Source organism: Cohnella thailandensis, assembly GCF_014212135.1.
In the GTDB taxonomy this organism is placed as follows: Bacteria; Bacillota; Bacilli; order Paenibacillales; family Paenibacillaceae; genus Cohnella; species Cohnella thailandensis.
In genome coordinates, this window is the sequence record NZ_JACJVQ010000021.1 from 64,303 (window position 1) to 88,500 (window position 24,198).

The 24,198-nt window shown below is 59.5% G+C and carries 18 protein-coding genes; 2 read left to right on the forward strand and 16 right to left on the reverse strand.

Features of this window, described 5'->3' with window-relative positions; genetic code table 11:
• Positions 1-122: 122 nt before the first annotated feature.
• The 8 genes from H7B67_RS24450 to H7B67_RS24485 form a co-directional block, all read right to left on the reverse strand.
• Positions 123-959: a carbohydrate ABC transporter permease gene (locus H7B67_RS24450; protein ID WP_185122503.1), complete on the reverse strand. Its 837-nt coding sequence runs from the start codon at positions 957-959 to the stop codon at positions 123-125.
• A gap of 23 nt (positions 960-982) precedes the next feature.
• A complete protein-coding gene (locus H7B67_RS24455) occupies positions 983-1,864 on the reverse strand; it encodes a carbohydrate ABC transporter permease (RefSeq protein WP_185122504.1) in 882 nt (293 codons plus the stop codon).
• Between the two features lie 133 nt (positions 1,865-1,997).
• Positions 1,998-3,353 carry an ABC transporter substrate-binding protein gene (locus H7B67_RS24460; protein ID WP_245364002.1) on the reverse strand — a complete coding sequence of 452 codons (1,356 nt, stop codon included), beginning with the start codon at positions 3,351-3,353 and terminating at the stop codon, positions 1,998-2,000.
• A 139-nt stretch (positions 3,354-3,492) separates the two neighbouring features.
• Positions 3,493-5,076: a response regulator gene (locus H7B67_RS24465; RefSeq protein ID WP_185122505.1), complete on the reverse strand. Its 1,584-nt coding sequence runs from the start codon at positions 5,074-5,076 to the stop codon at positions 3,493-3,495.
• Entirely contained in the window at positions 5,073-6,869 is a 1,797-nt protein-coding gene (locus H7B67_RS24470; RefSeq protein ID WP_342592617.1) for a cache domain-containing sensor histidine kinase, read from the reverse strand. The genes H7B67_RS24465 and H7B67_RS24470 overlap by 4 nt, the downstream gene beginning before the upstream one ends.
• Positions 6,826-7,068 carry a hypothetical protein gene (locus H7B67_RS24475; protein ID WP_185122506.1) on the reverse strand — a complete coding sequence of 81 codons (243 nt, stop codon included), beginning with the start codon at positions 7,066-7,068 and terminating at the stop codon, positions 6,826-6,828. Before H7B67_RS24475 ends, H7B67_RS24470 begins: the two co-directional genes overlap by 44 nt.
• A 117-nt stretch (positions 7,069-7,185) precedes the next feature.
• Positions 7,186-8,157, reverse strand: a complete 972-nt coding sequence (locus tag H7B67_RS24480; RefSeq protein WP_185122507.1) for a methylenetetrahydrofolate reductase — start codon at positions 8,155-8,157, stop codon at positions 7,186-7,188.
• Positions 8,158-8,296: 139 nt separating this feature from the next.
• Positions 8,297-9,199 (reverse strand): LysR family transcriptional regulator, encoded by a 903-nt coding sequence (locus H7B67_RS24485; RefSeq protein WP_185122508.1) that lies wholly within the window; start codon positions 9,197-9,199, stop codon positions 8,297-8,299.
• Between the two features lie 78 nt (positions 9,200-9,277).
• On the opposite strand from H7B67_RS24485, the gene H7B67_RS24490 reads away from it, so the two are divergent.
• Entirely contained in the window at positions 9,278-9,628 is a 351-nt protein-coding gene (locus H7B67_RS24490; RefSeq protein ID WP_185122509.1) for a hypothetical protein, read from the forward strand.
• Between the two features lie 20 nt (positions 9,629-9,648).
• The gene (locus tag H7B67_RS24495) at positions 9,649-9,957 is read left to right on the forward strand and encodes a hypothetical protein (RefSeq protein WP_185122510.1); all 309 of its coding nucleotides are present in this window, start codon (positions 9,649-9,651) and stop codon (positions 9,955-9,957) included.
• 751 nt (positions 9,958-10,708) lie between these two features.
• Here the strand turns inward: H7B67_RS24495 and H7B67_RS24500 are convergent.
• From H7B67_RS24500 to H7B67_RS24535, 8 genes are all read right to left on the reverse strand, one after another.
• A complete protein-coding gene (locus H7B67_RS24500; protein WP_185122511.1) occupies positions 10,709-11,665 on the reverse strand; it encodes an MsnO8 family LLM class oxidoreductase in 957 nt (318 codons plus the stop codon).
• A 152-nt stretch (positions 11,666-11,817) separates the two neighbouring features.
• Positions 11,818-13,938 (reverse strand): alpha-L-rhamnosidase C-terminal domain-containing protein, encoded by a 2,121-nt coding sequence (locus tag H7B67_RS24505; RefSeq protein WP_185122512.1) that lies wholly within the window; start codon positions 13,936-13,938, stop codon positions 11,818-11,820.
• Between the two features lie 28 nt (positions 13,939-13,966).
• Entirely contained in the window at positions 13,967-14,800 is an 834-nt protein-coding gene (locus H7B67_RS24510; protein ID WP_185122513.1) for a carbohydrate ABC transporter permease, read from the reverse strand.
• Positions 14,801-14,812: 12 nt separating this feature from the next.
• Positions 14,813-16,729: an ABC transporter permease subunit gene (locus H7B67_RS24515; RefSeq protein ID WP_185122514.1), complete on the reverse strand. Its 1,917-nt coding sequence runs from the start codon at positions 16,727-16,729 to the stop codon at positions 14,813-14,815.
• Between the two features lie 115 nt (positions 16,730-16,844).
• Complete coding sequence (locus tag H7B67_RS24520; protein WP_185122515.1) at positions 16,845-18,515, reverse strand: ABC transporter substrate-binding protein; 1,671 nt, start codon at positions 18,513-18,515, stop codon at positions 16,845-16,847.
• Between the two features lie 235 nt (positions 18,516-18,750).
• Positions 18,751-19,875, reverse strand: a complete 1,125-nt coding sequence (locus tag H7B67_RS24525; RefSeq protein WP_185122516.1) for a GntR family transcriptional regulator — start codon at positions 19,873-19,875, stop codon at positions 18,751-18,753.
• 113 nt (positions 19,876-19,988) lie between these two features.
• On the reverse strand, positions 19,989-22,376 hold the full coding sequence (locus tag H7B67_RS24530) for an alpha-L-rhamnosidase-related protein (protein WP_185122517.1): 2,388 nt from the start codon (positions 22,374-22,376) through the stop codon (positions 19,989-19,991).
• 42 nt (positions 22,377-22,418) lie between these two features.
• Complete coding sequence (locus H7B67_RS24535; protein ID WP_185122518.1) at positions 22,419-24,134, reverse strand: hypothetical protein; 1,716 nt, start codon at positions 24,132-24,134, stop codon at positions 22,419-22,421.
• Positions 24,135-24,198 lie beyond the last annotated feature (64 nt).

Sequence of the window (24,198 nt, forward strand, 5' to 3'; positions counted from 1 at the left end):
GGCTCCTTTCCGCCTATTCTTCCTCTACGATACCGCGAGCAGAACATTATTGCAAAGAGCTCGCGGTTCCGCTCGAGGCCGATCCTTCCGCACCCGCGTTGTCCCCTCGCCGCTATTCGCACCTACTCCTTGACCGCCCCGGCGCTGAGGCCGGATTCGACCTTTTCTTGAAACAGGAGGTAGACGACAATCGTCGGCAGGATCGTCATGAAGATTCCGGCGAACATGGGGCCCATCCGGGTGGTGCCGTGCTCCCCTATGAACGCCATGAGCGCGACGGAGATGTTAAACAGGTTATCCTTCGTGATCAGGAGGACGTTCCAGATCAGGTCGTTATAGATGCTGAAGAAAGCCAGGATTCCCGCGGTGGAGACGGCGGGCATCGCCAGCGGCAGCAGAATCCGGAACAGCAGCGTCGCGGGAGAGCAACCGTCGATCAGAGCCGATTCGTCCAGCTCCCGGTTGATCCCCTTCATGAAGCCGGTAACGAGGAAAATCGTGAACGGAAGCTCGAACACGGCGTACAGGACGACCATCACGAAGAAATTGTTGAAGCCGTCGATCGTCCCGATCAACCGGGAGATCGGAATCAGGAGCGAGAACACCGGAATCATAAGGCCGGTGGTGAAGTACAGATAGAGCGGCTCCCGGAAGCGGAAGCGAAGGCGCGACAGCACGAAGGCCGCCATGACGCCGAGCAGCAGAGCAAGCCCCGTTCCGACCGCCGCGTACAGGGCCGAGTTGAGCACGGCCCAGCCGATCTTGCCGACGCGGAAGGCCTCCGAGTAATTCGACCACAGCCATTGCGTCGGAAGAGCCAACGGCTTGTCGTTGTAAATCTCGGCGTTATCCTTAAGCGAAGCTTGGAAAGTGAAAAGCAGAGGGTACAAGAACATCGCCGAGCCGATTATGGCTATCAGGTAGGCTAACGGCATAAACAGGGGTTTGCGGTTGGTCATTAATGGATCGCCTCCCATGGACGTCAGGCTCGTCCGGCCTTGCCGTTCATCAATTTATTGAGAAGGATGGTCGCCAGGAAGCCGGCAACGATAATGAACGTGCCTATGCTGTTGCCCAGGCCGAAGTTGTTGTACTTGAACGATTGGTTATAGAGCATCGTCGTCGGGACGTCCGTCGCGCCGTTCGGGCCGCCGCCCGTCATGACAAAGATCTGCGCGAAGACGCGCAGGGACTGCGTCACGGATAGGACGCTGAATACCTTGAACGTCTCCTTCATGAGCGGGATCGTGATGTACAGGACCCTCTTCCAACCGACAGCTCCCTCCAGGGCCGCCGCCTCGTAGAGATCCTCCGGAATTGCGACAATTCCGCTGGAGAAGATGATCATGTTGATCCCGAAGGAGATCCAGGCGTTCACGACGACGACGACGTAGATCGCGATCGAAGGCTCTCCAAGCCATTCATGCTGCCAAGAATAGAGGCCGACCATGCCGAGTAGCGAGTTGACGAGACCGTCGCCCTTCAGCAGGAACTGCCACATGAGGCCGACGGACGCGAGAGGCAGAATGGACGGAATAAAGTATGCCACCTTGAAAAAGCGCCGCCCCCTCATCTTGCTTGTGACCGCTAACGCCATCGCGAACGCGACGGGAAGGATCAGGACGAACGAGGCCGCGATGAAGACGCCGACATTGCGCAGGGCGCGATAGAATTCTTCGCTGCGGAACATCTCGTCGTAATTATCGAGGCCTACGTACTTCATCGGAACGCTGTGAATGCCGTTCCAGCTGAAGAAGGATTGGTAAGCGGTCTGAACGACGGGGAGGATAAAAACAAAGGTATATAAGACGAAGACGGGAAGTAGGAAGCCCCCGATCGTCCAATAGATTCTGCGGCCGTACATATGTCGCCTCCTAAGCATCGGGATGGGCTGGAACGGAAGCAGCCGTCCTCGCATCGGCTCGGCGGAAGCGAGGCAACGGAAGGACGGCTGTCGGAATGAAGGATGTCGCCGGAAATCCGAATCGGTTCCAGACCTACTTGCGGTTGGAATCGATGAAGCTCTGAATGTTGTCGGCCGTCTTCTGAGGCGTGTTGCCCGCGAACAAGCCTTGGACTTCGTTTCGCACCTTGTCCGCCAGCTGAGCGATCGGGTCATAGGCGTAGAGCTCCGCCTTGAAGCCGGTCGACGACCGGAGAGCTTCCGTGTATTCCTGCGTGATCGGATCGACGCTGCCGGAATCGACGGACATGTTGACCGGGTAGATGCCTCCTTTGGTCTGCTCCAGGTAATATTGGAACGCATCCGTTGAAGTCAGGAACTTGATCAGCTTGACCGCCGCGTCGAGCTTGGCGCCCTTCAGCTCCTTGGACAAGGAGTAGCCGCTCGCACCCCCGAACCATGTGCCCGCGTAATCCGGCGATTCGGAGAAGCTCGGGAATGGGATGACGCCGATCCGATCCGCGATGTCGGACGCCGCCAGCGTTCCGATCGCCCAGGAACCGTCGTAAAGCATGGCGCTCTTCCCGCTCAGGAAGTTCGAGGTGATCGTGTTGGCGTCGGTCGTCACGATGTTATCGCCGAGGATGCCGGCGTCCTGCCAGTCCTTTATCAACTGGAGAAGGGACACCATGTCGGCGTCGTTCCACTTCGCGGTGCCGGCGACGAGCTCATCGGCCTTATCCGGGCCAAACTTCTTGAGCGAGAGGTCGGTCAGCAGATGGCCGCCGCGATAGTTCTCCTTGTCGGCTATCGCCATCGCATCGACGCCGATCTCCTTGAACTTGGGCGCCAGCTCCTGCAGCTCCTCGATCGTCTTCGGCGGCGCTTCGCCGATCTTCTTGAACAGCTCTTTGTTGTAGTAGATCGCGTTGCTGTAAAATTCGGTCGGCACGCCGTACGTTCCGGGCAGGTCATCATACTGCCAGGTATCGAGGATGGGCAGGAAATCTCCGGACCAATCCTTGTCCTCGTCCAGATAGGGCTGAAGGTCCAGCGCGCTGTTCTCGGCGTAGTCGCGGAACGCCTCTCCGCCGTAAGTCGTCCAGAGATCGGGCAGCTGGCCGGTTGCCATGCTGGTCTTCAGTTTCTGGTTGAAGGCGCTCTCATCATTGACCGAGTCGTCCTTGATCGAGATGTTCGGGTTCTCTTCCTGGAACTTCTTGATCAGGCCCGCGAAGGCGATCGACGTCGGGCTCGTGCCGGTATTGCGGGTCAGGATCGTCAACGTGACCTTCTCGGCCTTGGCGGTCTCCGAGCTTTCCGAAGCGGATGGAATGGAAGCGGTTGCGGAATGGCTCGCGTTGTCGCCGTTCGATCCGCAAGCGCTAAGGGCGCTTGTCAGGAGCAGCGCGGACGCTGCCAGCATGGCGGCTTTGCTAGTACGGTTCATGGTTTCCTATTTACCTCCCCTAGGTGCTTTATCGGCGCTGCGGGCTTCTCCCGTCCGATAAGGACATTATAAGGAGAGGGGGCCGAAGGGCAGAATGGAGCATTTTGACCCGACCAGGTTTATTTTTACTTCGCCGCCGTCAGTTCGGCATTCCGGCGAATCGCGACGGAGGAACCCCGTATAGCTTCTTGAAGCACTTGCTGAAGTAGAGCGCGTCCGAATAGCCGACCGCTTCGGAGACGTAAGAGAGATTGCGTACGCCGCGTTCTAGCAGTTCCTTGGCGCGAGCCATCCGGCACAGGGTCACGTATTCGATGACGGTGCAGCCGGTCTCTTGCTTAAAGACGCGGCTAAGATAACTGGAATTGACCGAGATCGCGCCGGCGATGACGTTCAGGTCGAGCTCGGGGTCGGCGAATTCCCGATCGATGTACTCTTTGGCCTTCTCGGCGAGCAAGGAGGTCGCCCGGCGGGGCTCTCCGGCCGCTCTTCCAAGAAGCAGCGCCGACTGCCCGCGAAGCCATTCGCGAATTCTCTCCAGGCTTCCCAGGCTCCAGGCGAGCTCGAACGGCTGCAGGCTAGCCGGAACGATCCCGTCCGCCTCGAGGCGGCGCTCCGACGCGTACAAGCTAAACGCGGCGGCAAGCTCGCCGAGAAGCAGGCAGAATTGCTCCAGAGAAGCGTCGGGAGCCCGGTATTCCGCCATCCACTCGTCGATGGCGCCCGCGACGGCCGCCTCGTTGCCCAGGCGAAGCAGGATGAGCATCCGATCTCGTACAGACATCCCCTTCGTCACAAGAGGCCGCGCGTTTAGCTCGCCATGCCGAAGCAGCCTGCCGCCTCCGCGCAGCGTCCGGTAGGCCAACGCGTACGACGCTTGTCTCGCCGCTTCGGGGGCAAGGACCCAGTCGTCGAACGGATCGCTCATTCCGACGCTCGCGCGGGAGAAGCCCTCTTCGCCAAGGAAGCTTAGAGCCGCGCGGCAAATCCGGGCCAGCGCCTCCTCCGCCCCCTCGCCGTCCAGGCCGACGACCCACGTCCGTCTGCCCTCCGCGTCTCCGCCCGTCCCTAAGCGAAATCCTGCGGTCGCCATTGCGTCCTCCACGGCACCGACGACCTCCCGGTCCCGAACGGCTCCGTCGCCGTCCTCCCTGCAGCCATCCTCCTTATCGGCGGCCGCCGCAAGCACGACGTAGCGTTCCTTGCCGGCCAGGGTCGGACAATATTTCCCGAACTGCTCGGCCTCCCACGGAATCGCCCCATCCAGCCATTCTCTCACCCAACGATCCCGCACGATACTCTCGCTCTCCCGAATCGCATCGCGGAGCCTCTCTTGCTCCTCCGATTCCTTGCGAAGCTCGGCCTCCATCCGGGCCAGCAGCGCCTTGAACTCGTCCCGGTCGATCGGCTTCAGCAGGTAATCGCGCGCGCCCGCGCGGATCGCCGCCTGGGCATAATCGAACGTGCCGTAGCCGGTCAAGATCGCCATTCTAAGACCGGGGTAACGCGAGCTCGCGAGCCGCGCGAATTCCAAACCGTCGACGATCGGCATGTTGATGTCGACGATAGCCAGGTCGACCTTCAGCTGATCCAGCAGGGCAAGTCCGTCCTCGCCGTTCTCCGCTTCTCCCGCGATCCGGAAGCCGTAAGCCTCCCAATCGACGGCGCGCTTCAGCCGTTCCCGAACCAGATACTCGTCGTCTAGAAGCAGAACCTCTCTCATCCGGCTTCCTCCTCGTCCTCCTGCCGCCGCAAGGGCAGCGTAATCGCAACGGTCGTGCCTTCTCCCGGGACGCTGCGGATATCCAGCCCGTATTCATGGCCGAAGATCAGCTTGATCCTCTCGTTCGCGCTCTTGAGGCCGAAGCTCTTGCCGGAAGACTGCCACAGCGAAGACGCGACCGCCTCCGGCTCCATTCCGACGCCGTCATCCGACACCTCAAGGATCATAAGGTTATGCCGCATCCTCCCCGTCACCTTAACCCTTCCTTTGCCGCGCTTGTTCTTAAGGCCGTGGTAAATCGAATTCTCGACGATCGGCTGCAACAGCAACTTCAACGTCCGGTACTCCAGCAGCGCGGGATCGATGTCGAACTCGTAATCGATCTTGCCGGCGTAACGCACCTGCAAAATGTCGAGATACCGCCTCGTCATGAGCAACTCTTCCTCCACGGATACAATCGGGCTTCCCTTGCTTAGCACTCCGCGATAGAAGCCGGCCAGCCGGTCGACCAGCTCGATGATGTCGTCCGTTCGCCCCAGCTCCGCCAGTCCGCAGATGCTCTCCAGCGTGTTGTAAAGAAAGTGCGGATTGATTTGGGCTTGGATGGCGGCAAGCTCGAATTCCTTCCGCCGCTTCTCTTCCTCGACGGAGCGCTGCATGAGCGACTTGGTGCGGCTGACCATGCGATTGAATTCGACGGCAAGCTGGCCGATCTCGTCCCGGGTTTGAAGGTTTAGAGAGGCGTCGAGATCCCCGCGCTGGACTTGCCTGACTGTCTCTCGGATTACCTTCAGCGGACGCATCGCATACTTCGTCAGAAGCGGCGTAACCGCGATAGCGAGCAGCACGAAGATCAAGCCGAGCGTCGTGAACCGCGCGGTCAGAACCCCTTTGTCCTTCGTGATTTCCCCGATCGGAACGATGCCGACGATGGTCCAGTCCATTCGTTCGTAGGGGCGGGAGATGGCGAGATACTCCTGGCCTTCCATCAGAAACGTCTTGCCTTCCTCATGCTGCTCGAGGAGCGGATAATAAGGCTTGTCTCGGACGGACGAATTCAGGAATCGCGAATCGGGATGCGAGAGAATCTCGCCGTTCGGGCCGACGATGAACAGCTGGCCGGTGTCCCCCAAGCGAATGTCCGAATATTGCCGGCTGACGAACGTCTCTTCGATGGATAGCTGAAGAACGCCGAGCCGGGCTCCCGACATCTGGGAATTGAAGCGTTGATAGAGCGAGATGACCTTCGGTTGCCGGCCCTCCCGGGAGTAGTTGCTGCTCCCCGTGCCTTCCCAGGCGATGCCGTAAGCGGCCCCTTTAAACTTGGCGAAGTAAGGCGCGCTGACGTCGACGACGTTCTCGATGCCTCCCGAGTCGTAAACGCGCCCTTCGCCGTCATAGAGGAGGATCGCGTTCACGAACGACTTGCCGTCGGCCAGGTTGCTGAGCGCATTCCGCACGGTCATTTGGCGCTGATAGTCCGTGTAGGCATCGTTGCCGGCGGACGCTTCGATAAGCGTCTGCTGGATCGTCTGGTTCTGGATCGCGAGCTTGGCGTAATTCTCCGCGTTGTCGAACATCAGGTCGAGTTGCTTGGACACGAGGACCAGGTTCTGCTGGGTGCTGTCGACGGTCTTCCCGATGAAGATGGCGGACGAAATCCGATAATTGCTGACGGCCAGAGAGATAATGATCAAGGAGAGGGCGATGGCGAAGAAAAGCATGATGCGTTGATGGATCGATAACCGCTTAGATGAATTCGGCGCGTTGGCCGCGGGCTTGGGCTTGAACACCGGGCAGCTCCCCTCGCTGTCTGCGAATGCTTATTTTACGGCGGCTTATGCGCGTTATTAAAGTCTCGATCATCTGGAAGCGATTCCAAAATGAAGCGAAGTCTGCATGGCCCCCATCGTACAATTGTAAGGCATTCAAGGGAAGAACGTATTTGAACGGCGTTCCGTTGTTTATAATAGTTTCCGGCTCCTTCGTCATTCCCCCGGCCTCCCCAGCCGCAGCCTTAGGCGGACAACAGGCTGGAAGTTGGCGGAGCCGCAAAAAAAAAAACGGCCGAGGCGATCGCCGCCCGGCCGTTGGAATTCGTCGTTGGATTCAACTGGATCGCGTTGCCCTTACTCCCGATCGTTCTATGATCGTCCCCCGAAGCCGGACGCCCATAAACGCCTTGATCTCCATCGCCAGCTGAACGGCCGCCTCGATCTCGACCTTGCGGGTGGAGACGCTCTCCACGCTGCACCCGATCGGAATGCCCTTCTGCACGCCGAAGTCGAACAGCTCCTCGAATACCTCGCGCGAGGAACGCAGCGAATTTTCCAGGATGTCCTGGGCATGAAGCAGGTCGTTCTCCAGCCATCTCGGAATGCTGATGCCGAGCCACTTCATGAATTCGAGCGTCTTCTGCGAGCCGCACGGGGCCAGGTTGAACAGGATCGGGACCATCGGAATGCCGTTGTCCGCGCAATGATAGTAGTAGTCCGAGAGGAAATTCTTGGACGCCTCCACGTCGTAGGTCGCCTGCGAGATAAAGAACGAACAGCCGCTTTGCTGCTTGCCGGCTACCCGAAGATGCTCGTCGCCCTTGGCCTTGTGCCGCTCCGGAATAACCACGCCGCCAAATCGCAGCCGAGGGTTCCCCTCCTTCGCCAGCCCGTAGGCGTCCGGCAGCCTCATCGTCACCGCCTGCTTGCTCGACGAGGCTCCGACGAATACCGAGTAGCGATCCTCCTTCTCGTTGTCCGCCACCCACTTCGCAAGCTCCTCCGGCGACTCCTTGCCCACGACCTTATAAATGATTTTCGGCACGTCGAACGCTCCGAGATACTCCTTGCTGTACTCCGTCGGGTCCATCGTGGACAGGTACGGGAACGGGCGGTCCTGATCGGTGCGGTCCGCTTCGTCCTGAACGTCGTAGAGCACGAGGCCGTCGAGGCCGATATCCCGAATCCGTTCGATCTGCTTCCGGGCGATCTCGGCGATCTTGTCCGGCTCGTGATTCGTCTTGGGGGGCGTCAAGCCGTAAGTGAGGATGCCCGCCTCCCGATTGTCGATTTTATGTTTAAGCATGTGCGCTTCTCCCTCGAAAGTTCTATACCCCAGTTTAGCACCTCGATTAAAGGTCTTAAAGCTCTTTTTGGACCCGCGACGTATCCAATATTCTATTACTGGGTATAGTCTCAGGCTATAACAACTAACCTTCCCGCATCTATTCGTCGATCGCCTGCTTCAAAGCCTCGACGTAAGCGGCGCCCAGCTTGGAGAGCGTGACGTTCTTGTGCCCGATCCAGCCCACGTGAATCGTTTCGTCGATGTCCAGCGGCACGGGAATGATGTCGTTGCCGTTGAGATCCGCGCTCAGCACCCCGGTCGATATCGTATACCCGTTCAAGCCGATCAGCAGGTTAAACAGCGTCGCCCTGTCGTTTACCCGGATGCTTTTCTTATGGGACAGCGTGCTGAGAATCTCCTCCGAGAAATGGAAGGAATTGTACTCCCCTTGGTCGAAGGAGAGACAGGGATACTCGTCCAGTTGCTCGATCGTGACGCTCTTCTGCTTGGCGAGAGGATTGTGAACGCTGATAAAAATATGCGGCTTCGCGACGAACAAGCTATGGAACTCGAGGTTGGCCGACTTGAGCAGCTTGTTGATGACCTTCGAGTTGAACTCGTTCAGATAGAGAATGCCGATCTCGCTTCTCATGTTGCGGACGTCCTCGATGATCTCATAGGTCTTCGTCTCGCGCAGCGCCAGTTCATACTCTTCCAGGCCGTGCTCCCGAACCAAGCTGACGAACGCGTTCACCGCGAACGCATAGTGCTGGGTCGACACGGAAAAATGCTGCGGAGACGGCTTGCCGCCCATGTAGCGGTTCTCCAGAAGGTCCGCTTGTTCGACCACCTGTCTCGCGTAGGAGAGAAACTCCGTCCCTTCCTTCGTCAGCGTGATTCCCTTGTTCGTCCGCTCGAAGATCGTCACGCCGACCTCCTCTTCCAGCTCGCGGATCGCGTTGGACAAGCTCGGCTGGGAGATAAACAGGCGCTTCGCGGCTTCGTTCATCGAGCCCCGGCTCGCGACCTCGATCACGTACTTCAATTGCTGCAGCGTCACCGGACCGTTCCCCTCCGTTCTGTGATGGATGGTTCTATTATAGCTTATTTCAGCGGACGGGAAGGAGAGAAGCTCGACATGACTTTGACGCCGATCCTTGTCGGCTTGCTCTATTCTCCAATGGTTTTTATCTCGTTGCGGCTGGACTACGCGAACCATCTCTTTTATCCGTATGTCATCGCGGCCTTATGGCCTGTCTTGTTTATCCGGAGAAAAAGGGAGCTCGTTGGTCCTCTCCTTCTATCATGCGCGGTATCTTCGATCCTGGCGACTGTATATATGGAAAATACGGGCACCTACTTCTACCCGTTCGATCGGCTGAAGCCAACGATGGTTTGCGGACTGTCCTTGTTGTTCTGGGCCCTTCAAGCTTTGCTCCTCTTGACGGGATCTTGGGTTCGGAAGTACCTGAGCGGAAGCAAAAAATAGAGAGGTGGGAGTCCCCGCACATGCCGATGTGGAGGAAAGCGACATTCTGGCTTGCGCTTGCCAGCGCAGCGATCTGCTTCTGCGATTACTTGGGCAGCGGCTTGGCGAACATGATTCTGGTGCGGCTCAATCCGCTTATCGATACGATCAAGTTCGCCGAACCTTTCCAAGGCTGGATAGTCGACATCGACGCAGCCCGGAATGAGCCGAACAGCTCCCTGATCCATCTAAGACTTCCAGCGTATTGGATTCACTTTGCGAGCTTCGCGCTTGCGGGGATTGCCATCGACGGAATTATTCATTCGATCAAAAAAAGAAAGCAGCCCTAAGCGACATTGTAGCTGCCCTCCGCTCCCTCCCAACCGAAACGCCCCTATCTCTACCTTGGATAGCGAGTTGTGAGGGGGAGAGATCGTTACGAATGAAATTATCTCGGCTTGCAGGGAGTGGCTCGGGGCGGAGCTCGTCTCCACTGAGACTATTTCGGCTTGCAGGGAGCGGCTCAGGGACTGAGATCGTCTCCAATGAGACTCTCTCAGCTTGCAGGGAGCAGCTTTGGGGCGGAGATCGTCTCGGATGAGACTATCTCGGCTTGCAGCGAGCGACTTGGGGGCGGAGATCGTCTCGGATGAGACTATCTCGACCTGCAGGGAGCGGCTCGGGGACGGAGATCGTCTCCAAAGAGACTAACGAGCGGGGTAGGGTCCAGAACAGCCAAAGGTACGAAGTGTAATTAGCTCACAACGCCGGACACTCTCCCCCTGAGCGAACGGGAGAGGCGACATAGCGATTGGCGACCCACCCTCCTGAGTGAATGGGAGAGGCAGCATAGCCACTGGCACCCCTCCCTCCTGACCGAACGGGAGAGGCGGCATAGCCACTGGCGTCCCTCTCTCCTGAGCGAACGGGAGAGGCGGCATAGCCACTGGCACCCCTCTCTCCTGATCGAATGGGAGAGGCGGCATAGCCACTGGCGTCCCTCCCTCCTGAGCGAATGGGAGAGGCAGCATAGCAATGGCAACCCTCCCTCCTGACCGAATGGGAGAGGCGGCAAAGCCTAACCAAAAAGGAAGATCGAGGCTACGCCCTCCCCCAACACTCCCGAGCCAATAGCTCGTAGGAGCGCAGCCGCTTCGAGTAATCCGGCACCATCGTCATGATCATGAACTCGTCCACGCCGTAGACGGCCGACAGCTCCTCCAGTTGGTCCATCACTTGGGACGGAGTTCCGAAGAGAAGCTTGCGATTGCGTTCCGTACCGCCTACCTCTTCTCCTTCCGCGGCTCCTTGCCGGAAGAAAGCTTTATTGTCCTCGGCCAGCTTGACGGCCTCCTCCTCCGTATCCGCGCAGATGGCTCCGATCGTGACGATCGCCCGGGCTTCCTGCCGGATCGGCGAGGGGATGAACGCGTCCCGGTACGACTTCAGGATAGCCGCCCCGTCCGCGTCGCTCATGAACTGCCCGAACACGTACCCCATTCCGTAGACGGCGGCATATTCCGCGCTTTTCTTGTTCGTGCCGAGCATCCACGCCTCCGGTTGCTCCGGAGGATTCGGACGCGCCGCGACCGGCACTCCTTCGTATTGATACTCATCCCGAAGAAGCGCCGTCAGGTCCCTCAGCTTATCCGGAACCTTGCTCACGTTCTCGATAAAATTGCCGCTAAGCGCCATGCTGGCATGCCCGTGCCCGCCCGGCGCGCGTCCCAAGCCCAGGTCGATCCGGCCCGGATAAAGGCTCGCCAGCATCCGGTACGTCTCCGCCACCCGAAGCGGACTGTAATGCGGCAGCAGCAGGGCTCCCGAACCGAGCCGGATATGCTCCGTCCGGGCTCCGATATGGGAGAGAAGCACGTCCGGCGCCGGACAAGCCAGATGCTTCATGTCATGGTGCTCCGCCACCCAGTACCTCGCGTACCCCCATCGTTCCGCCGATCTCGCCAATTGAGCCGCCTGCGCGAGCGCGTAAACGTCGTCTTTATTTTCCAATACCGGAACCAGGTCCAGCACGCTTAATCGGATAACCTTCTTCGCCATTCCCGTCGTCCCCCGTTTGTTCCCGCCATTCCCGCATGATCCTAGTGTAGCCACGCTCCCGGGATCGGAGAACTCTACCCTTTATAACGGCAAAAACAAAAAACCTCGATAGTCCGTTTTTACCGGTTACCGAGGTTTTTCTGAAGAAGCGGTCAACGCCTGCCGATTCCTTCCGGAAGCTTAAGCACGATCGGATCCTCGCTCCCGTTATCCCAACCGGCCATGATCGGCCCGAACGGCGTCGGAATCGTACCCACGCAGCTGGCGATGCCGGGGATCGGGCGAGGGTCGAAGGAGATCGTTCGGTAACCCGGCTCCAGAGGCTCCACGCCGAGAACCCGGGCGACGATCCAGTGAACGGGAGTGCCCGCCCAGCTGTGGCAGAGGCTGATCCGGTAGGAATCGTAAGCCGTGTATGTCGTGAGCGCATCGTGGAAGTCGCCGTCATGCTCAAGCGTCACGCTCTCCCAGCACGTCGTGGCTCCTTCCTCCAGCATTTTGCCCCAGACTCGGGATACCGCATCCCACGCCTTCTGCTGCAGACCGAACATGGAGCAGCAATCCGCTAGCCAATATGCGGACAAAGGCGTGATCGGATCCTGCGCCTCATAGGCGCGAAGGAAAGCTTCGCCCTCCTCCCGGCCGACGTAGCCGGACAGGATGCCGAGAAGCCGGGTAATGAGCTGCTCTCCCCGCAGGAAGCGATCGGGCTCGATCTCGGGATAGCCCCAATCGGGCAAGCCGGACAGCTCGGGAATATAGCCTCCTAGTCGCCTCAGGCGATCTCCCGTCATCCTCAGCAGCGCCTGCATCCCCAAGCGTCCTTCTTCCTCGTTCATCGGAACCCACTCGATCAAGGTCGGAGTGACGTTAAGCAGTTCGTTCGTCGCCGGATCGAGGTTGCGCTCGACCTGGCGGCAATGCCTCGCGATCTCGGTATCCAGCGAAAGGACGAACTCCTTGTCTCCCGTGTGCAGGTAATACTCCCAAATGTTGTTGAGCCACCATAGCGTGTACGCGGGGATGGCGTTCATCCAGTAGCCCTCCGGAGTTCCCCGCCCCAGCTCTTCGATCGACCGCTTCAGCACGGACAAGTCGTCCCACAGGGCATAGTCCGCTTTGGCCGCCAAGTAGAAATCGTAGGTCCAATTGAGCCGGTCCCGCTTGATGCCGTCCCACAAGCCGATCTGGTGGCAGATCCGATTCGTATGGACGGAGATGTCGTAAATGTCTTTGAGAAGCTTCGAGTCCGTCCGGAGCGAGCCCGCCCCCTTCATCGCGACACCGACCTCTTCCGGCCGCCATTCCAGCTCGATCGGCAGCCCCTCTTCCGCCATCGCGTACAACCGGAAGTAACGAAGCCCCTGCGGCAGGGTGATCCGCGTCTCTCCCGCTTCCAAGCGGACGATCTCCGTGATGAGCCCCTCGTAGTTCGCCAGCTCCGGAAGCGATTCCGCGCCGTTCCAGACAACGGTAGCCGGATGAGGAGAATGGTTGCGGAATCGGAACCGGACGTTATATTCCCGCCCCAAATCTATCATGCACGAGGGCAGCGAAGCGGCAGCCGAGGAAGCCCGAAGCGCCTCGTTTCTCTCCCGCCATTCCGCTTGCTTGCGTACGTGGTAGAAAATGTGCAGCTCTTGCCGCGAAGGCTCCGGAAGTTCGATAATGCCCTGCCCGGTGCCATGAAGCGATGCCGAATCCTCCGCCGCCATTACGCTCATTCCCGATGCTTCCGGGAACGAGAAGCCCGTCAACGGGCGCGCCTCGATGTCCCCGAAGCCTCCGGCGACGAACCATTCCTCCCCGTTCTCGAGATCCCCGTACGGCTCTTCGCCGAGCAGGCAGACGACGGCCGCCGCCTCCTCGCCCGCAAGCCACGAATCGTCCGTCGCGAGCCAGAACGACTCCCCGGCCAGATAGGCGATGCAGCCCGCGCTTCTCTCGTGCAGATGAATATTGATCGGGACGACCGGCATGAACGCCTCGCACCGTATCCGCAGCCGAAGCGTATGCTCTCCCGCCTCCAAGCGGGAGGGAAAGCCTTCGACCCGAAGGAAGGCGCAGACGTTGGCCGCGCTCTCCTCCATGCGTCCGACAACCATGCCGTCGAGCTCCACTTCCGCGCTTCCCGTCAACGCGATGCGGAATTCGGCTCCCGCGATAGAGCGCTCCAGCGCGAATCGCCTAACTAGTTCGAACGATTGCCGCCTCTCGCGTTCGGGATGCCATATCCACTTCGGAATCGCGTCCTTTTGGTTTTGTGTCGCCATTTGCTCAACCGCCTTTATAGGATTGCCTCTACATTTTCAGCGCGCCTTGCGTCATCCCCTGGATGTAATATTTCATGCCGAAGGAGAAAATGAGCAGCAGCGGAACGGACGAGATCGCGTAAGCCGCGAACCGCGTTCCGAGGTCGGTCACCCCGAACTGCTTCGTGAAGATCGTCAGCCCGACGGAGATGACCTGAAGATCGCTGTCCCGAATCGTAAGCAGCGGCCAGATGTAGTCGTTGTAGACGCCGACCGACTGCATGATGAACAGCGTCGCGAGAATCGGCAGCGAGAGCGGCACGACGATGCGGAGGAACACCCTCAGCTCCGCGGCGCCGTCCATCCGGGCCGCTTCGAACAGCTCGCTAGGCAAGCCCGCCATATAGGTGCGGCAGAGGAACGTTCCGAAGATCTGCCCGCCCGCCGCGCTGGAGACGATGATGACCCAAGGCGTGTTCGTCAGCCCCATGTTCTCGTACAGCACGTAGGAGGGAATGAGCGTCAGGATGCCCGGAATCATCATGATCGCGAGCATCATCAGGAACAGAACCTCCTTGCCCGGGAACGTCTTCTTGGCGAAAAGATAGCCCGATACGGCGGACAGCAGCATGACGCAGACGCTGCCGGCTACCGCGTAGCCCACCGTGTTGAGGATATAGCGCCAGATGGCGTTCAAGGCTTCGGCGTAGTTGCCCCACCTCGCCGGAGCCGGAAGCCCCCAGAAGTTGCCGAGAATCTGGGCGTTGCTCTTGAGCGAGCTTACGATCATAAACAAAATCGGCACGAGAGTCAGGAAGACCAGAATGGCCAATATCGCGACAATGGTCACTTGCCGAAGGTTGAGGTGCTCGCGGATGTTCATGGTCGTCCCTCCTTAATCGTCCGCCGATTTGATGAATTTCATATTGATGATCGTGATGGCCAGGATAACCGCGAACATGCTGACGCCGAGCGCCGACGCGTAGCCGAGATCGCTGAATTTGGTCGCGGCGTAGTACATCTGCAAGGCGGGCACGTAGGTCGAATCCATCGGGCCGCCGCCCGTGACGATCATGATGCCGTTGAAGTCTTGAATGATGCCGATAAGGCCGAGGATGATCAGGAACTTGAATTGGCCGGACAGCATCGGAAGGTGGATGGACCGAACGATTCTCCACAGGTTCGCGCCGTCCATCTTCGCCGATTCGGTCAGCTCTCCGGGGATCGCCAGCAAGCCCGCGTAGAAAACAAGCAGCTGGAGGATGCCGACGAACGGGAAGCCGATGAAAATGAGAGCCCAAAGGGCCGTCTTCGGATCGCCGAGCCAGCCGTGCGCCCAGGAGCCGAGTCCGATCAATTGAAGGAAGTTATTGAACAGTCCCATGTTCGGATCGTAAAAGTTCTGCCATATGAGCAACCCCGCTACCGCCGGAATGACCATGGAGGCCGTGAACGCCGTCCGGAAGCCGTATTGAAGCTTCTTGCTGCGCAAGTGATAGATCAACTCGGCGACGATAAGCGGAGGAATAAGCGTCTTGATAAGCCCGGTCACGATAAGGATCAGCAGGTTGCCGAACCCTTTCGTCACGTAAGGATCGTGAATCATGCGCTTGAAGTTGTCCAGGCCGATGAAGGTCGTCGTTCCGCCGGGCTGCCACTTGTACAGCGAGTGGAACAGTCCCGAGAACGCCGGGTAATACAAGAACACGAAGATGAGCAGGAAGCTCGGAGCGAGTCCGAGATAAATCCATTTGGCCCGCCAGATCTCTCTGAAAATGCCCAGCTTGTTGCGTTTCTTCATATAGAACAAAAGCAGCGCGATGGCTGCGACGATCACCGCCGCCGCGACCGTCCAGAGGAGGGTCTTCATCCTGGCCTCGTTCTCGGCGCCCTTCACGACGCTGCCGACGTCCAGCTTCAGGATTCGGCCGTCGTCGGTTCCCGCGTAGAGGGTCTTGCCGTCCGGCGCGAATTCCACGGCGCGTCCCGCCTGGCCTTCCTTCTCCTCCCACAGCTTCTTGCCGTTCCGGTCGAAGATGTAGAAGTTCCCCGACAGGTCCGCCCCCCCCAGCAGCTTGCCGTCGTTCGAGAACGCGACGGCCGAGACGCTGTCCCGGGTTCCGTAGGACGCGGTTTTCCGGCCTTCGGCATCGAACAGCTCGACTTGATTGGCGTTCGTTCCGACGGCCGTGTCGCCGTCGTCCGTCACGGCGATCGAAGCGATCTGCCCTCCGGCGCCGAACTTCCGCAGTACTTGCCCATCCTTCCCGACCAGGTGCAGGAACTGGTCCGCCGCCGCGGCAACGATCCATTCCCCGTTCCCGGATACGCGAACCGTCTTCATGACCGTCCCGATCGCGGCCGAGCCCGTCGTCTCCCCGGTCTGTCCGTTCACGAACAGAAGCTCGTTGCTCCGCTGCACGACGACCGCTACGACGGAACCGTCGTTCGAGGCGGACACGCTCTTGACCTGACGCTTCATATCGGCGTCCCAGCGAACGCCCCCTGCGGAATCGTAAGCGTAGAGATGGCGATCGTCCGAAGCGGCGAGCAAGGTTCCGTCGTCCAGAAGCGCGACGTCGGTAATGACGTTCTTCGCCGGCTTCTCGTACAGGGCCTGCCCGTCCTTGTCGAAGACGACCGCCTTGGAGCCGTGGGTGCCGACCGCGAGCCGGGCACCGTCCTCCGAAGCGTTGATGGAAGTAATGTCTCCGGCTCCCTCGATGGCCCATTCCTCCGCGGCCGAAGCGGCGCCCGGAACGACTCCCAGCAGGAGCATTAACGTCAACAGGATCCAAGGGGTTCTTCTCATCATGCTCCTCCTTGCCTTTCCTTGCCCTTCCTTGTCCATGGCTGCGCGACTCCTTCGTTAAACCTGCAAGATCCATCCGCACGGAACTCTCTCGGCCCGTGCGGATGGGATGCCCTTACTTGCGTTCCGGCGGTCTGCTCTCCGGCGTATCCAAGTCGGATAGCTCCTTCTTGCCTTGCTTCAACATCGGCTCGAGATACTTGTCGACGTTAGCTTGAAGCTCGCTTAAGTACTGCTCCGTCGTAATCTTGCCGGCGAAGAAGCGCTGCACGCTGCCGACCCAATCCTGCACGGACGGCTGGTAGTCGTTCAAGCCGCGGGCCAGCTTGTTGGCCGCGCTCTCGTAGCCCTCGGTATTGCCGATCGGAGTGAAGTCGGCGAACGCGGCGGTCATGTCGGCCGGCAGCGTAATGTCCTTCAGAGCCGGAGCTCCCGAGAGGGAAGCGTCCTTGCTGTTCTGAATCGCTTCGGCGTAGACCATATAGCCTTCCGGGCTGGTCAGATACATCATGAAGTTCATGCCGAGAGCGTTCTGCTCGGCGTCCTTGCTGACGAGGCCGTAGAAGCCGATCGGAATCTGGATCGTGCGGGCCGGGGCCAGGACCTCCGGTCCTTCCATCGACGGCATGTTGAAGAATCCGTATTCGAACGCTTTCACGCCGCCTTTGGCGCCCGTCTTCGTCTCGTCGGCGAAGTCCTTCGGCAGCTGCCAGTAGGAAGCCGGGGTGGATACCATCGTCGCGGCCTTGCCCGTCAGGAACAGCTGGTAAGCCTGATCGTCCTTCACGCCGAAGAACCCGTCCGGCGTATAGGAGAACAGCTTCTTCAGGTTGTCCGCGTAAACCGCCCATGCCGGGTTGCCCGCGATCTTATAAGGGCCTTCCTTGTCCCGGACGGCCTTCCACTGGCGAAGCTCGTTCTTCGTGACGTTGCTGTTCGCGTCGTTGTAAGGATCCGTTGGGTCGTACTTCCAGATGTCGTCCACGCCCGGCAAATACGTATAATCCTGTTCTTGCGAACGAATGACGTTAATATAATCGCGTAAGTATTGGTCGGCGTAAATCCGCACCAGCCAGCCGGCTTGGTTGCTCCACATCGAGTTCGCGTCTCCGGCCAGCGCCAGCGGCGTGTAGCCGGCTGCCTTGATCTTGTCGAAGGCGGCCGTCAGCTCATTGAATGTCTTCGGCGTTTCGGAGATGCCTGCCTTATCGAAGATCTCCTTGTTGTACATCCAGACGATCTGCACGGATTCGAAGTTCAGGTTGTACAGATGGTCTTCCGTGCCGACTCCGTCCAGGTTGATGCCCATCGCCGCCAGGTCGAGCGAGTCCTTCCAAGGCTTGCCGGTGTACGGATTCACTTGATCGAAATACGGGTAATAGTCGACGAACTTCTTATCCGACATCAGGTTCGCCACTTCGTTGTTCACGACCAGATCGGCGTCGGGCGTTCCCGCCGCGAATTGGGCGGTCAGCCATTCCTTGTAGCCTTCGAGCGGCTTGTTGTCCACGTTCACCTTCACGCCGGGGTTCTTCTTCATGTACGCGTCCGCGACCGCGTTCCAGACGGACGACGACGCGTTCGGCAGCGAGATGTTGAGCGTGCCTTGCAGCTCGGACGCCGCGGCGGACTCCGACGGGCTTGCGGAAGGGCTCGGCTCCGCGGAAGCGGAGCTCGAAGCCGAAGGGCTGGGCTCGGCCGAGCCGTCGTTGTTGCTGCAGGCCGCCAGCATGGACGTGGCGATCAGCGCGCTAACGAGTAATCCCGATCTTTTTCTAATGGTCATGTCGATCTCCTCTCGTTCTCAAGGACATTTTTTAAAGCGCTTACTTTCCCCCGCTAAAAAAAACCGCTTTTTACACGAGCCAGCAAAGTATGATTCGAATATATTCGTATACTTTGATGTTTAAAGTATACTGTATAGACGAATTTCACGCAATAGCTTTTTCCTTTTCCTCGAGGAGACAAGAAAAGCTGTCGCCAACAGCCGACAGCCTTCCTTCCGTTTGCGGTCTATTCGATTAATTGCCAGCTTGCGGAGCCTTCTTCGGCGCCGGTCCCGTGCTGTTCCTTTGAACCAGAATAGGCACGATCTCATCTTTAAGAATCTGGCTTTGGCCCTCTTTCAGTTCGAACAGCAATATTTCCGCGGCCCGCTGCCCCAGCTTCTTCGTATTCTGATTCACGGTGGATAGCGATGGATAAGTATACTTGCTTACCTTGAAATCGTCATAACCCATGACGCTGATCTCCTCCGGAACCTTCAGCCCCATCTCCCCGGCCGCTTCCATCGCTCCGATCGCCTTATAATCGCTGGTGGCGAAGATCGCGGACGGCGGGTTGTCCAGCTTCATCAAGCGACGGAACCCTTCGGCGCCCATCTCCAGACGCTCCTTGCCTCCGCTCATGAAGGCGACCAGCTCGGGATCGAAAGCGATCTGATGCTGCGACAGCGCCAATCGGTACCCTTGAAGGCGGAGAGAGAACTCCTGGTTGATATCCATAAGCGAATCTCCGGTCAGAATGACCCCGATTCGCTTATGGCCCAGCGAGAGCAGATGCTGAGTGGCCAAGTAGCCTCCCGTCAGATTATCGACGATGACGTAGGGAATCCCGAGATGAGGATAATAGAAATGAACCGTGACGATCCGGCGATTCTCCTGCTGCCACGCGCTCAAGCGGGACAGGTCGAAATCTTCCTTCGTCGTCAGCAGAACGATGCCCGCCTGGGGATCGTCCGGCAGCTCGTAGTTCCCCCCGATGTTCCACAGGTGAAAGTCGATCCCGTTCTCTTCGCAAACTTCCTTGATCCCGTCGAACATATCGCCGAAGAAAGGGTGATCGAAGCTGTCGATCTGATTCCGGTGGGCAAAATAAATCGTACGGATCGGCCTGCTGCCCGAGCCTGCGGTCGGATTCTCTTGAATGAAGCTGCCCTTGCCGCGAATCCGGTAGACGTAGCCTTCCTGAACCAGGTCGGACAGCGCCCGGCGGGACGTAATCTCGCTCGTATTGTATTCCTTGGCCAGGTCGATCTGAGTCGGCAGCGGATCGTGCGGCTTCAGTTCCCCGGATTCGATCTTCTGCTTGATATCTTTCATGATATATTGGTACATCGGAGTCTTGTCCGTTTTCTCCGTATCCATGCGAATCCACTCCTCCCGAGTTGGGTTAAGTATACTTTAGGTCGCGGATTTTCGCAAGACAAACAGGCAGCCTGAGCCCAAAGCCCCAAGCCGCCTATAATAAAGTATAGTCCCTACCTCTCCGTCGCAACGAACTTGCGGTCGGCGTCCCGCACCGGCACCGCTCCTTCGATTCGTACGGCATCGCCCGTCTCGGAGACGACCGCCCCATCCACTCCGGGCGCCGCCCAAGCGAGCCCCTTCGGCAAGTCCGCGCGATAACGGACCCGCCCGTTCTCTTCCCGCTGCCAGCGGACGCGAATCTCCCCGAGCTTGGTCGGGACGGCGCCTTCCGCCCAATCGATTCCCGCGACGGCGATCGGGCGCAGCACGACGTCCTCGGCCCCCTCGTTCGAGACATGGATGCCCAGCAGCTCCCTACTTAGCAGGTAAGTAGGGGATGCCCCCCATCCGTGGGACAGGCTGACCGGAATGGAGTCCTGCAGATAAGTCGGCGTATGGCCAAGGTAGGGACTCGGCGTCGTCGGGAACGGAAGCGAGGGATCGAACGTCTCCCACCAAGTCGTCGCGCCGCGGTCCAGCATCGCGCCCCAATACTCCCGGACGATTCGAATCGCGTCTTCCGCGTATCCGTAGCGGAACAGCGTCTCCAGCACGATATGATAGAAGAAAGCGCCGCGGATCGGAGGAAGCTTGCCGGCCAGAAACTCTTCTTCGACGAAGGCGGCGACTTCCGCTTCCTCCATAATGCCGGACCAAGCCGCCGCGAAGTTGGTTTGGGCCGTTACGCTGGAGGACAGTCCTTCGTCCGTCAAACAGTCGGCATAGACGGATCGGCCGGGAACCCGAAGCCGGCTTCGAATGGATGTCCTTACCTTGCTCGCTTTGGCTCGAAGCTCTTCCGCCAAGCCCGGCTCCTCGATCTCCTCGGCCATGCCGGCCGCCGTCCCGAGAAACTTATAATAGAAGCAGGAGATCGCGGTCACCCGGTCCTTCCGCTCGATATCGTCCGTCCAGTCGATGAAGCACCACCAGCCCTCGCGGTCCGCCTTCGCGAACAAGCCGGATTCGTCCTCCTGGTCCGCGAACCACTTCGCTAGGCGCGGGACAGCCGGCCAGACCTCCTCCAGGAACGCCCGGTCCTTGCCGTAATCGTAATACTCTTTTACGCCGAAGAGCCAATGCGCGCAGAAATCCGGCAGCATGAACGAGTTCCGCACGGGGCCGTTGCCCGGGATCGCGCCGTCCTCGTTCTGGATTCTCGCCCCCTGCAGGAGAGACTTGCGAACGAGAGCGGCATCGTCGGAGATCTGATAGACGACCCTCGCCATGACGACGGCATCGGCGACCCACAGCGCCGCTTCTCGGTAAGGGCAATCCTCGAAGTGGTTCTGGCTGTTCACGACCGTCGTGTAGCGGCCGGTCTCCCAGATCCGGTTCAGCTTCTCGTCGCTGCAGCGGAACGAGCCTTCTCCCGTAAACGGATAGTGAACGAACTCCATCTGCAGGCTCCCGACTTCGATCGGAGCCGGCGTCGCCATCGCGGCGAGCTTCAGGTAACGGAACGCGCGCCGGCCGAACGGCTCCAGCACGTTCTCCCCTCGGCGCAGAAGGTACGTATCCATCAGCGTCAGCTCCAGCGATTCCCCGTAGAACAGCTGAAGAACGCCCCCTTCCTCCGCATAGACCGTCAGCTTCGGGTAGCCGACGACCTCCGCCCCGAAATCGTAGGTGATCTGCGGCAGGCTCCCCGGCTTCGAAGCGTCCATCGTCAGCTTCGAGCCCTCCTGCGCGTTCGCAAGGACGGCTTCCGGGGACGAGATCGCGCCGAGGAACGGCTCCGCGGAGACGACCGCGACCGGCCTTACGAGCGTTCGCCGCAGGAACGGGATCTCGCGCGGCAGCAAGCGCGGCCAAGGCGAGTCCGGCTCCTCAGCTCGGGCGACGACCTCGGCGTCAGGCCAAAAGGAGTCGTCGTAATCCGCCCGCTCCCAGCCGTCCCCCTTCGTGACGTCGACGATCTCCCGGTAGCCGCCCCAGTAGTGCAGCCGGCTAGCGCCCGGCATCCAGCGCGGGGAGCGCCTGCACTTCCAATCGGCCCCGCTCGCGATCGTCCTCAGCGGCGCCGCGTTCTCCGCTTCCGAGTCGTACAGGTCCAACTGGCAGATAAGCCCGCCCGGCCCCTGCAATTGCTTCGTCACGATCATTTCGTTCCCGAAGTTGTTCGCGACGATCGCGATCGCGTTCGGGCCGCGCGCCAGGCGATCCGCGACCTCGTACGTATCGTACGACATCCATTCCAAGTCGGCGGGGGTCGGCCCCCTGCCCAGCTCTTCCCCGTTCAGGTAGAGCTTATAGGCTTGATTCGCGGAGATGCGAATCCGCGCCCGCTTGATCGTCTCTTCCGCTTCGAAGACGGCCCTCGTCTCCGCGTAGACGTCGTTCAGGCCTTCCGCTTCCGAGACCCATATCCATTGCGCCGTCCACCGTTCTGCTCCCATGTCCTTCTCCCCCACGCTCTGCCTCTTTTCTATTGCCTAAGGTTAAGATTTCTCGTCCCTAATCGTATAAATGAAGTTCAAACGCCCTTCCGGAGCGGTGTCTCCGAACCGGTAGAGGTCCATCGCATCGCCCTCCGCCAGCAGATGATCGCACCACTTGAACTCGAGACGCAGCTTTTGTCCCGAGCCCTTCAGCCCCAGCAGCTCGCGCGGAATCGCCAGATGCAGCTCATGGCCCGCCGCCGCGTACCGAAGCTCGCCGACGGGCGTCCAATTCCAGCCGCCCTCGCTCTTCTCCAGCAGAGTCGCGGTTTCGCTCCTTACGGTCCGGTTAACGATATGCGTATAGCCCTCCCAGCCGTCTTCCTGCCCTTCCACCCGAAGAAGCAGCATCATCCAATTCGGCCCTTCGAACGAGGTCAGCGGCTCTTTGGTTCGGGCATAGAAGAAGAGTTCGTCCTCGGTATGCGCCGCCTTGAACGCCAGCAGCTCGTTGCGCCCCGTCCCGTTCTCGTAATGAAGCTCTCCGTAGCCCGGATGATTCCTCGGGAACGTATCCCCGTCGCAGTCCCGGTACTCCGCCTCCACCCGCTCCCAAACGCCGAATTCAGGCTCCATCGGGATGGGCCGCTCCAATCGATGCCCCTTTCCCCCCGAAACCGTCATTCCCTTGAACCGCCTGATATAAGAAATCAGCTGCATATAGTAGTTGTCGCCGTACCCGCCCTTCATCGGCTCGATGTCCCGGCTGAAGTTCAGCGTCGCCTGATCGACGAACAGCACCGGCCTCTCCGGAGGGCCCTGCAGCCTCATCGCGATCCATTCGTTCCAGCCCGTCACGAAGACGATCTGCGGATCCTCCCTAAGCGCGAACTCCCACTGCTCCGCCACGTTGGCTCCTCGAAGGATGTCCTCCGGCGAATCCCCTTGCGGGTTAGTCGCGTCTTTGTGGTAGCCTCGCCCCCAGTTGTCGCCGTAGCCGTAAAACGGCGTATCGCTCATCGCGACGCTGGGGTGCTGCGCCACCGATACGCTGACGATCTCCTTCTCGCCCTCGTCGTTCACGAACACGCGCTGCGGACGCTGGAATTCGATCCAGGGGAAACCGTTCGTTTTGGCCTCCTCGTTGGGCCACTGGTTGAGTCGGAACGTGAAGAACTCCCTCTGCTCCTCGCCGCACTCCTTCGGATCTCCGATGATGAGCGGCTTGCCTCTCCAGCGGAACCACAGATGCTCGTAGCGACCCGGCTTGTAGATGTCTTCATAGAGCTCGCCGATCGTCCGGCCGGATTCGGTATTGGTGTAGAAAACGAATCGCGGAACGCGAAAGCCCTGCGCATCGATCTCGTCCATGATCGCGAACAGCTTATCGTAGACGTTCTTGTAGATGGCGGCGTTGGTCGTATCGAACACGAGAAAATCGACTTCGGCCGCGGTCAACAGACGGACGTGCCGGCGCAGCACCCACTCGTCGTCGTTCCGGTAATAGCCGTGCAGAGGCTCTCCCCAGAAATGAAAGGCTTCGGCCGGTCCCCAGGCCGGGTGCCGCGGGTCGCGAGCCGCTTCCGGCTGCTTCGACAGAATCCGCGTATTGTCGTAGGGACCGCCCGTTCCGTGCTGGCCCAGCCAGAGGAAGTAGAACAGGCCGACATAACGATCCGGACGGGCCGGTCCAACCTCCTCCATCGTCGGCAGCCTGCGCCCCAAGCCATCCACGCCGCCGTAAGCGTCGCTCCGATAGTTGCGTTCCTCCCGCATCGGCTCGTCTCCTTTGGATAGATTATATTCGAATATTTCACCAAAGTATTCTTTGTTAATTTAT

Excerpts from the sequence above, each read along its gene's own strand:
- H7B67_RS24450 (WP_185122503.1), bottom strand. The coding sequence starts at position 959 with ATGACCAACCGCAAACCCCTGTTTATGCCGTTAGCCTACCTGATAGCC.
- H7B67_RS24455 (WP_185122504.1), bottom strand. The coding sequence starts at position 1,864 with ATGTACGGCCGCAGAATCTATTGGACGATCGGGGGCTTCCTACTTCCC.
- H7B67_RS24460 (WP_245364002.1), bottom strand. The coding sequence starts at position 3,353 with ATGAACCGTACTAGCAAAGCCGCCATGCTGGCAGCGTCCGCGCTGCTC.
- H7B67_RS24465 (WP_185122505.1), bottom strand. The coding sequence starts at position 5,076 with ATGAGAGAGGTTCTGCTTCTAGACGACGAGTATCTGGTTCGGGAACGG.
- H7B67_RS24475 (WP_185122506.1), bottom strand. The coding sequence starts at position 7,068 with ATGACGAAGGAGCCGGAAACTATTATAAACAACGGAACGCCGTTCAAA.
- H7B67_RS24480 (WP_185122507.1), bottom strand. The coding sequence starts at position 8,157 with ATGCTTAAACATAAAATCGACAATCGGGAGGCGGGCATCCTCACTTAC.
- H7B67_RS24490 (WP_185122509.1), top strand. The coding sequence starts at position 9,278 with ATGACTTTGACGCCGATCCTTGTCGGCTTGCTCTATTCTCCAATGGTT.
- H7B67_RS24495 (WP_185122510.1), top strand. The coding sequence starts at position 9,649 with ATGCCGATGTGGAGGAAAGCGACATTCTGGCTTGCGCTTGCCAGCGCA.
- H7B67_RS24500 (WP_185122511.1), bottom strand. The coding sequence starts at position 11,665 with ATGGCGAAGAAGGTTATCCGATTAAGCGTGCTGGACCTGGTTCCGGTA.
- H7B67_RS24505 (WP_185122512.1), bottom strand. The coding sequence starts at position 13,938 with ATGGCGACACAAAACCAAAAGGACGCGATTCCGAAGTGGATATGGCAT.
- H7B67_RS24510 (WP_185122513.1), bottom strand. The coding sequence starts at position 14,800 with ATGAACATCCGCGAGCACCTCAACCTTCGGCAAGTGACCATTGTCGCG.
- H7B67_RS24515 (WP_185122514.1), bottom strand. The coding sequence starts at position 16,729 with ATGAGAAGAACCCCTTGGATCCTGTTGACGTTAATGCTCCTGCTGGGA.
- H7B67_RS24520 (WP_185122515.1), bottom strand. The coding sequence starts at position 18,515 with ATGACCATTAGAAAAAGATCGGGATTACTCGTTAGCGCGCTGATCGCC.
- H7B67_RS24525 (WP_185122516.1), bottom strand. The coding sequence starts at position 19,875 with ATGGATACGGAGAAAACGGACAAGACTCCGATGTACCAATATATCATG.
- H7B67_RS24530 (WP_185122517.1), bottom strand. The coding sequence starts at position 22,376 with ATGGGAGCAGAACGGTGGACGGCGCAATGGATATGGGTCTCGGAAGCG.
- H7B67_RS24535 (WP_185122518.1), bottom strand. The coding sequence starts at position 24,134 with ATGCGGGAGGAACGCAACTATCGGAGCGACGCTTACGGCGGCGTGGAT.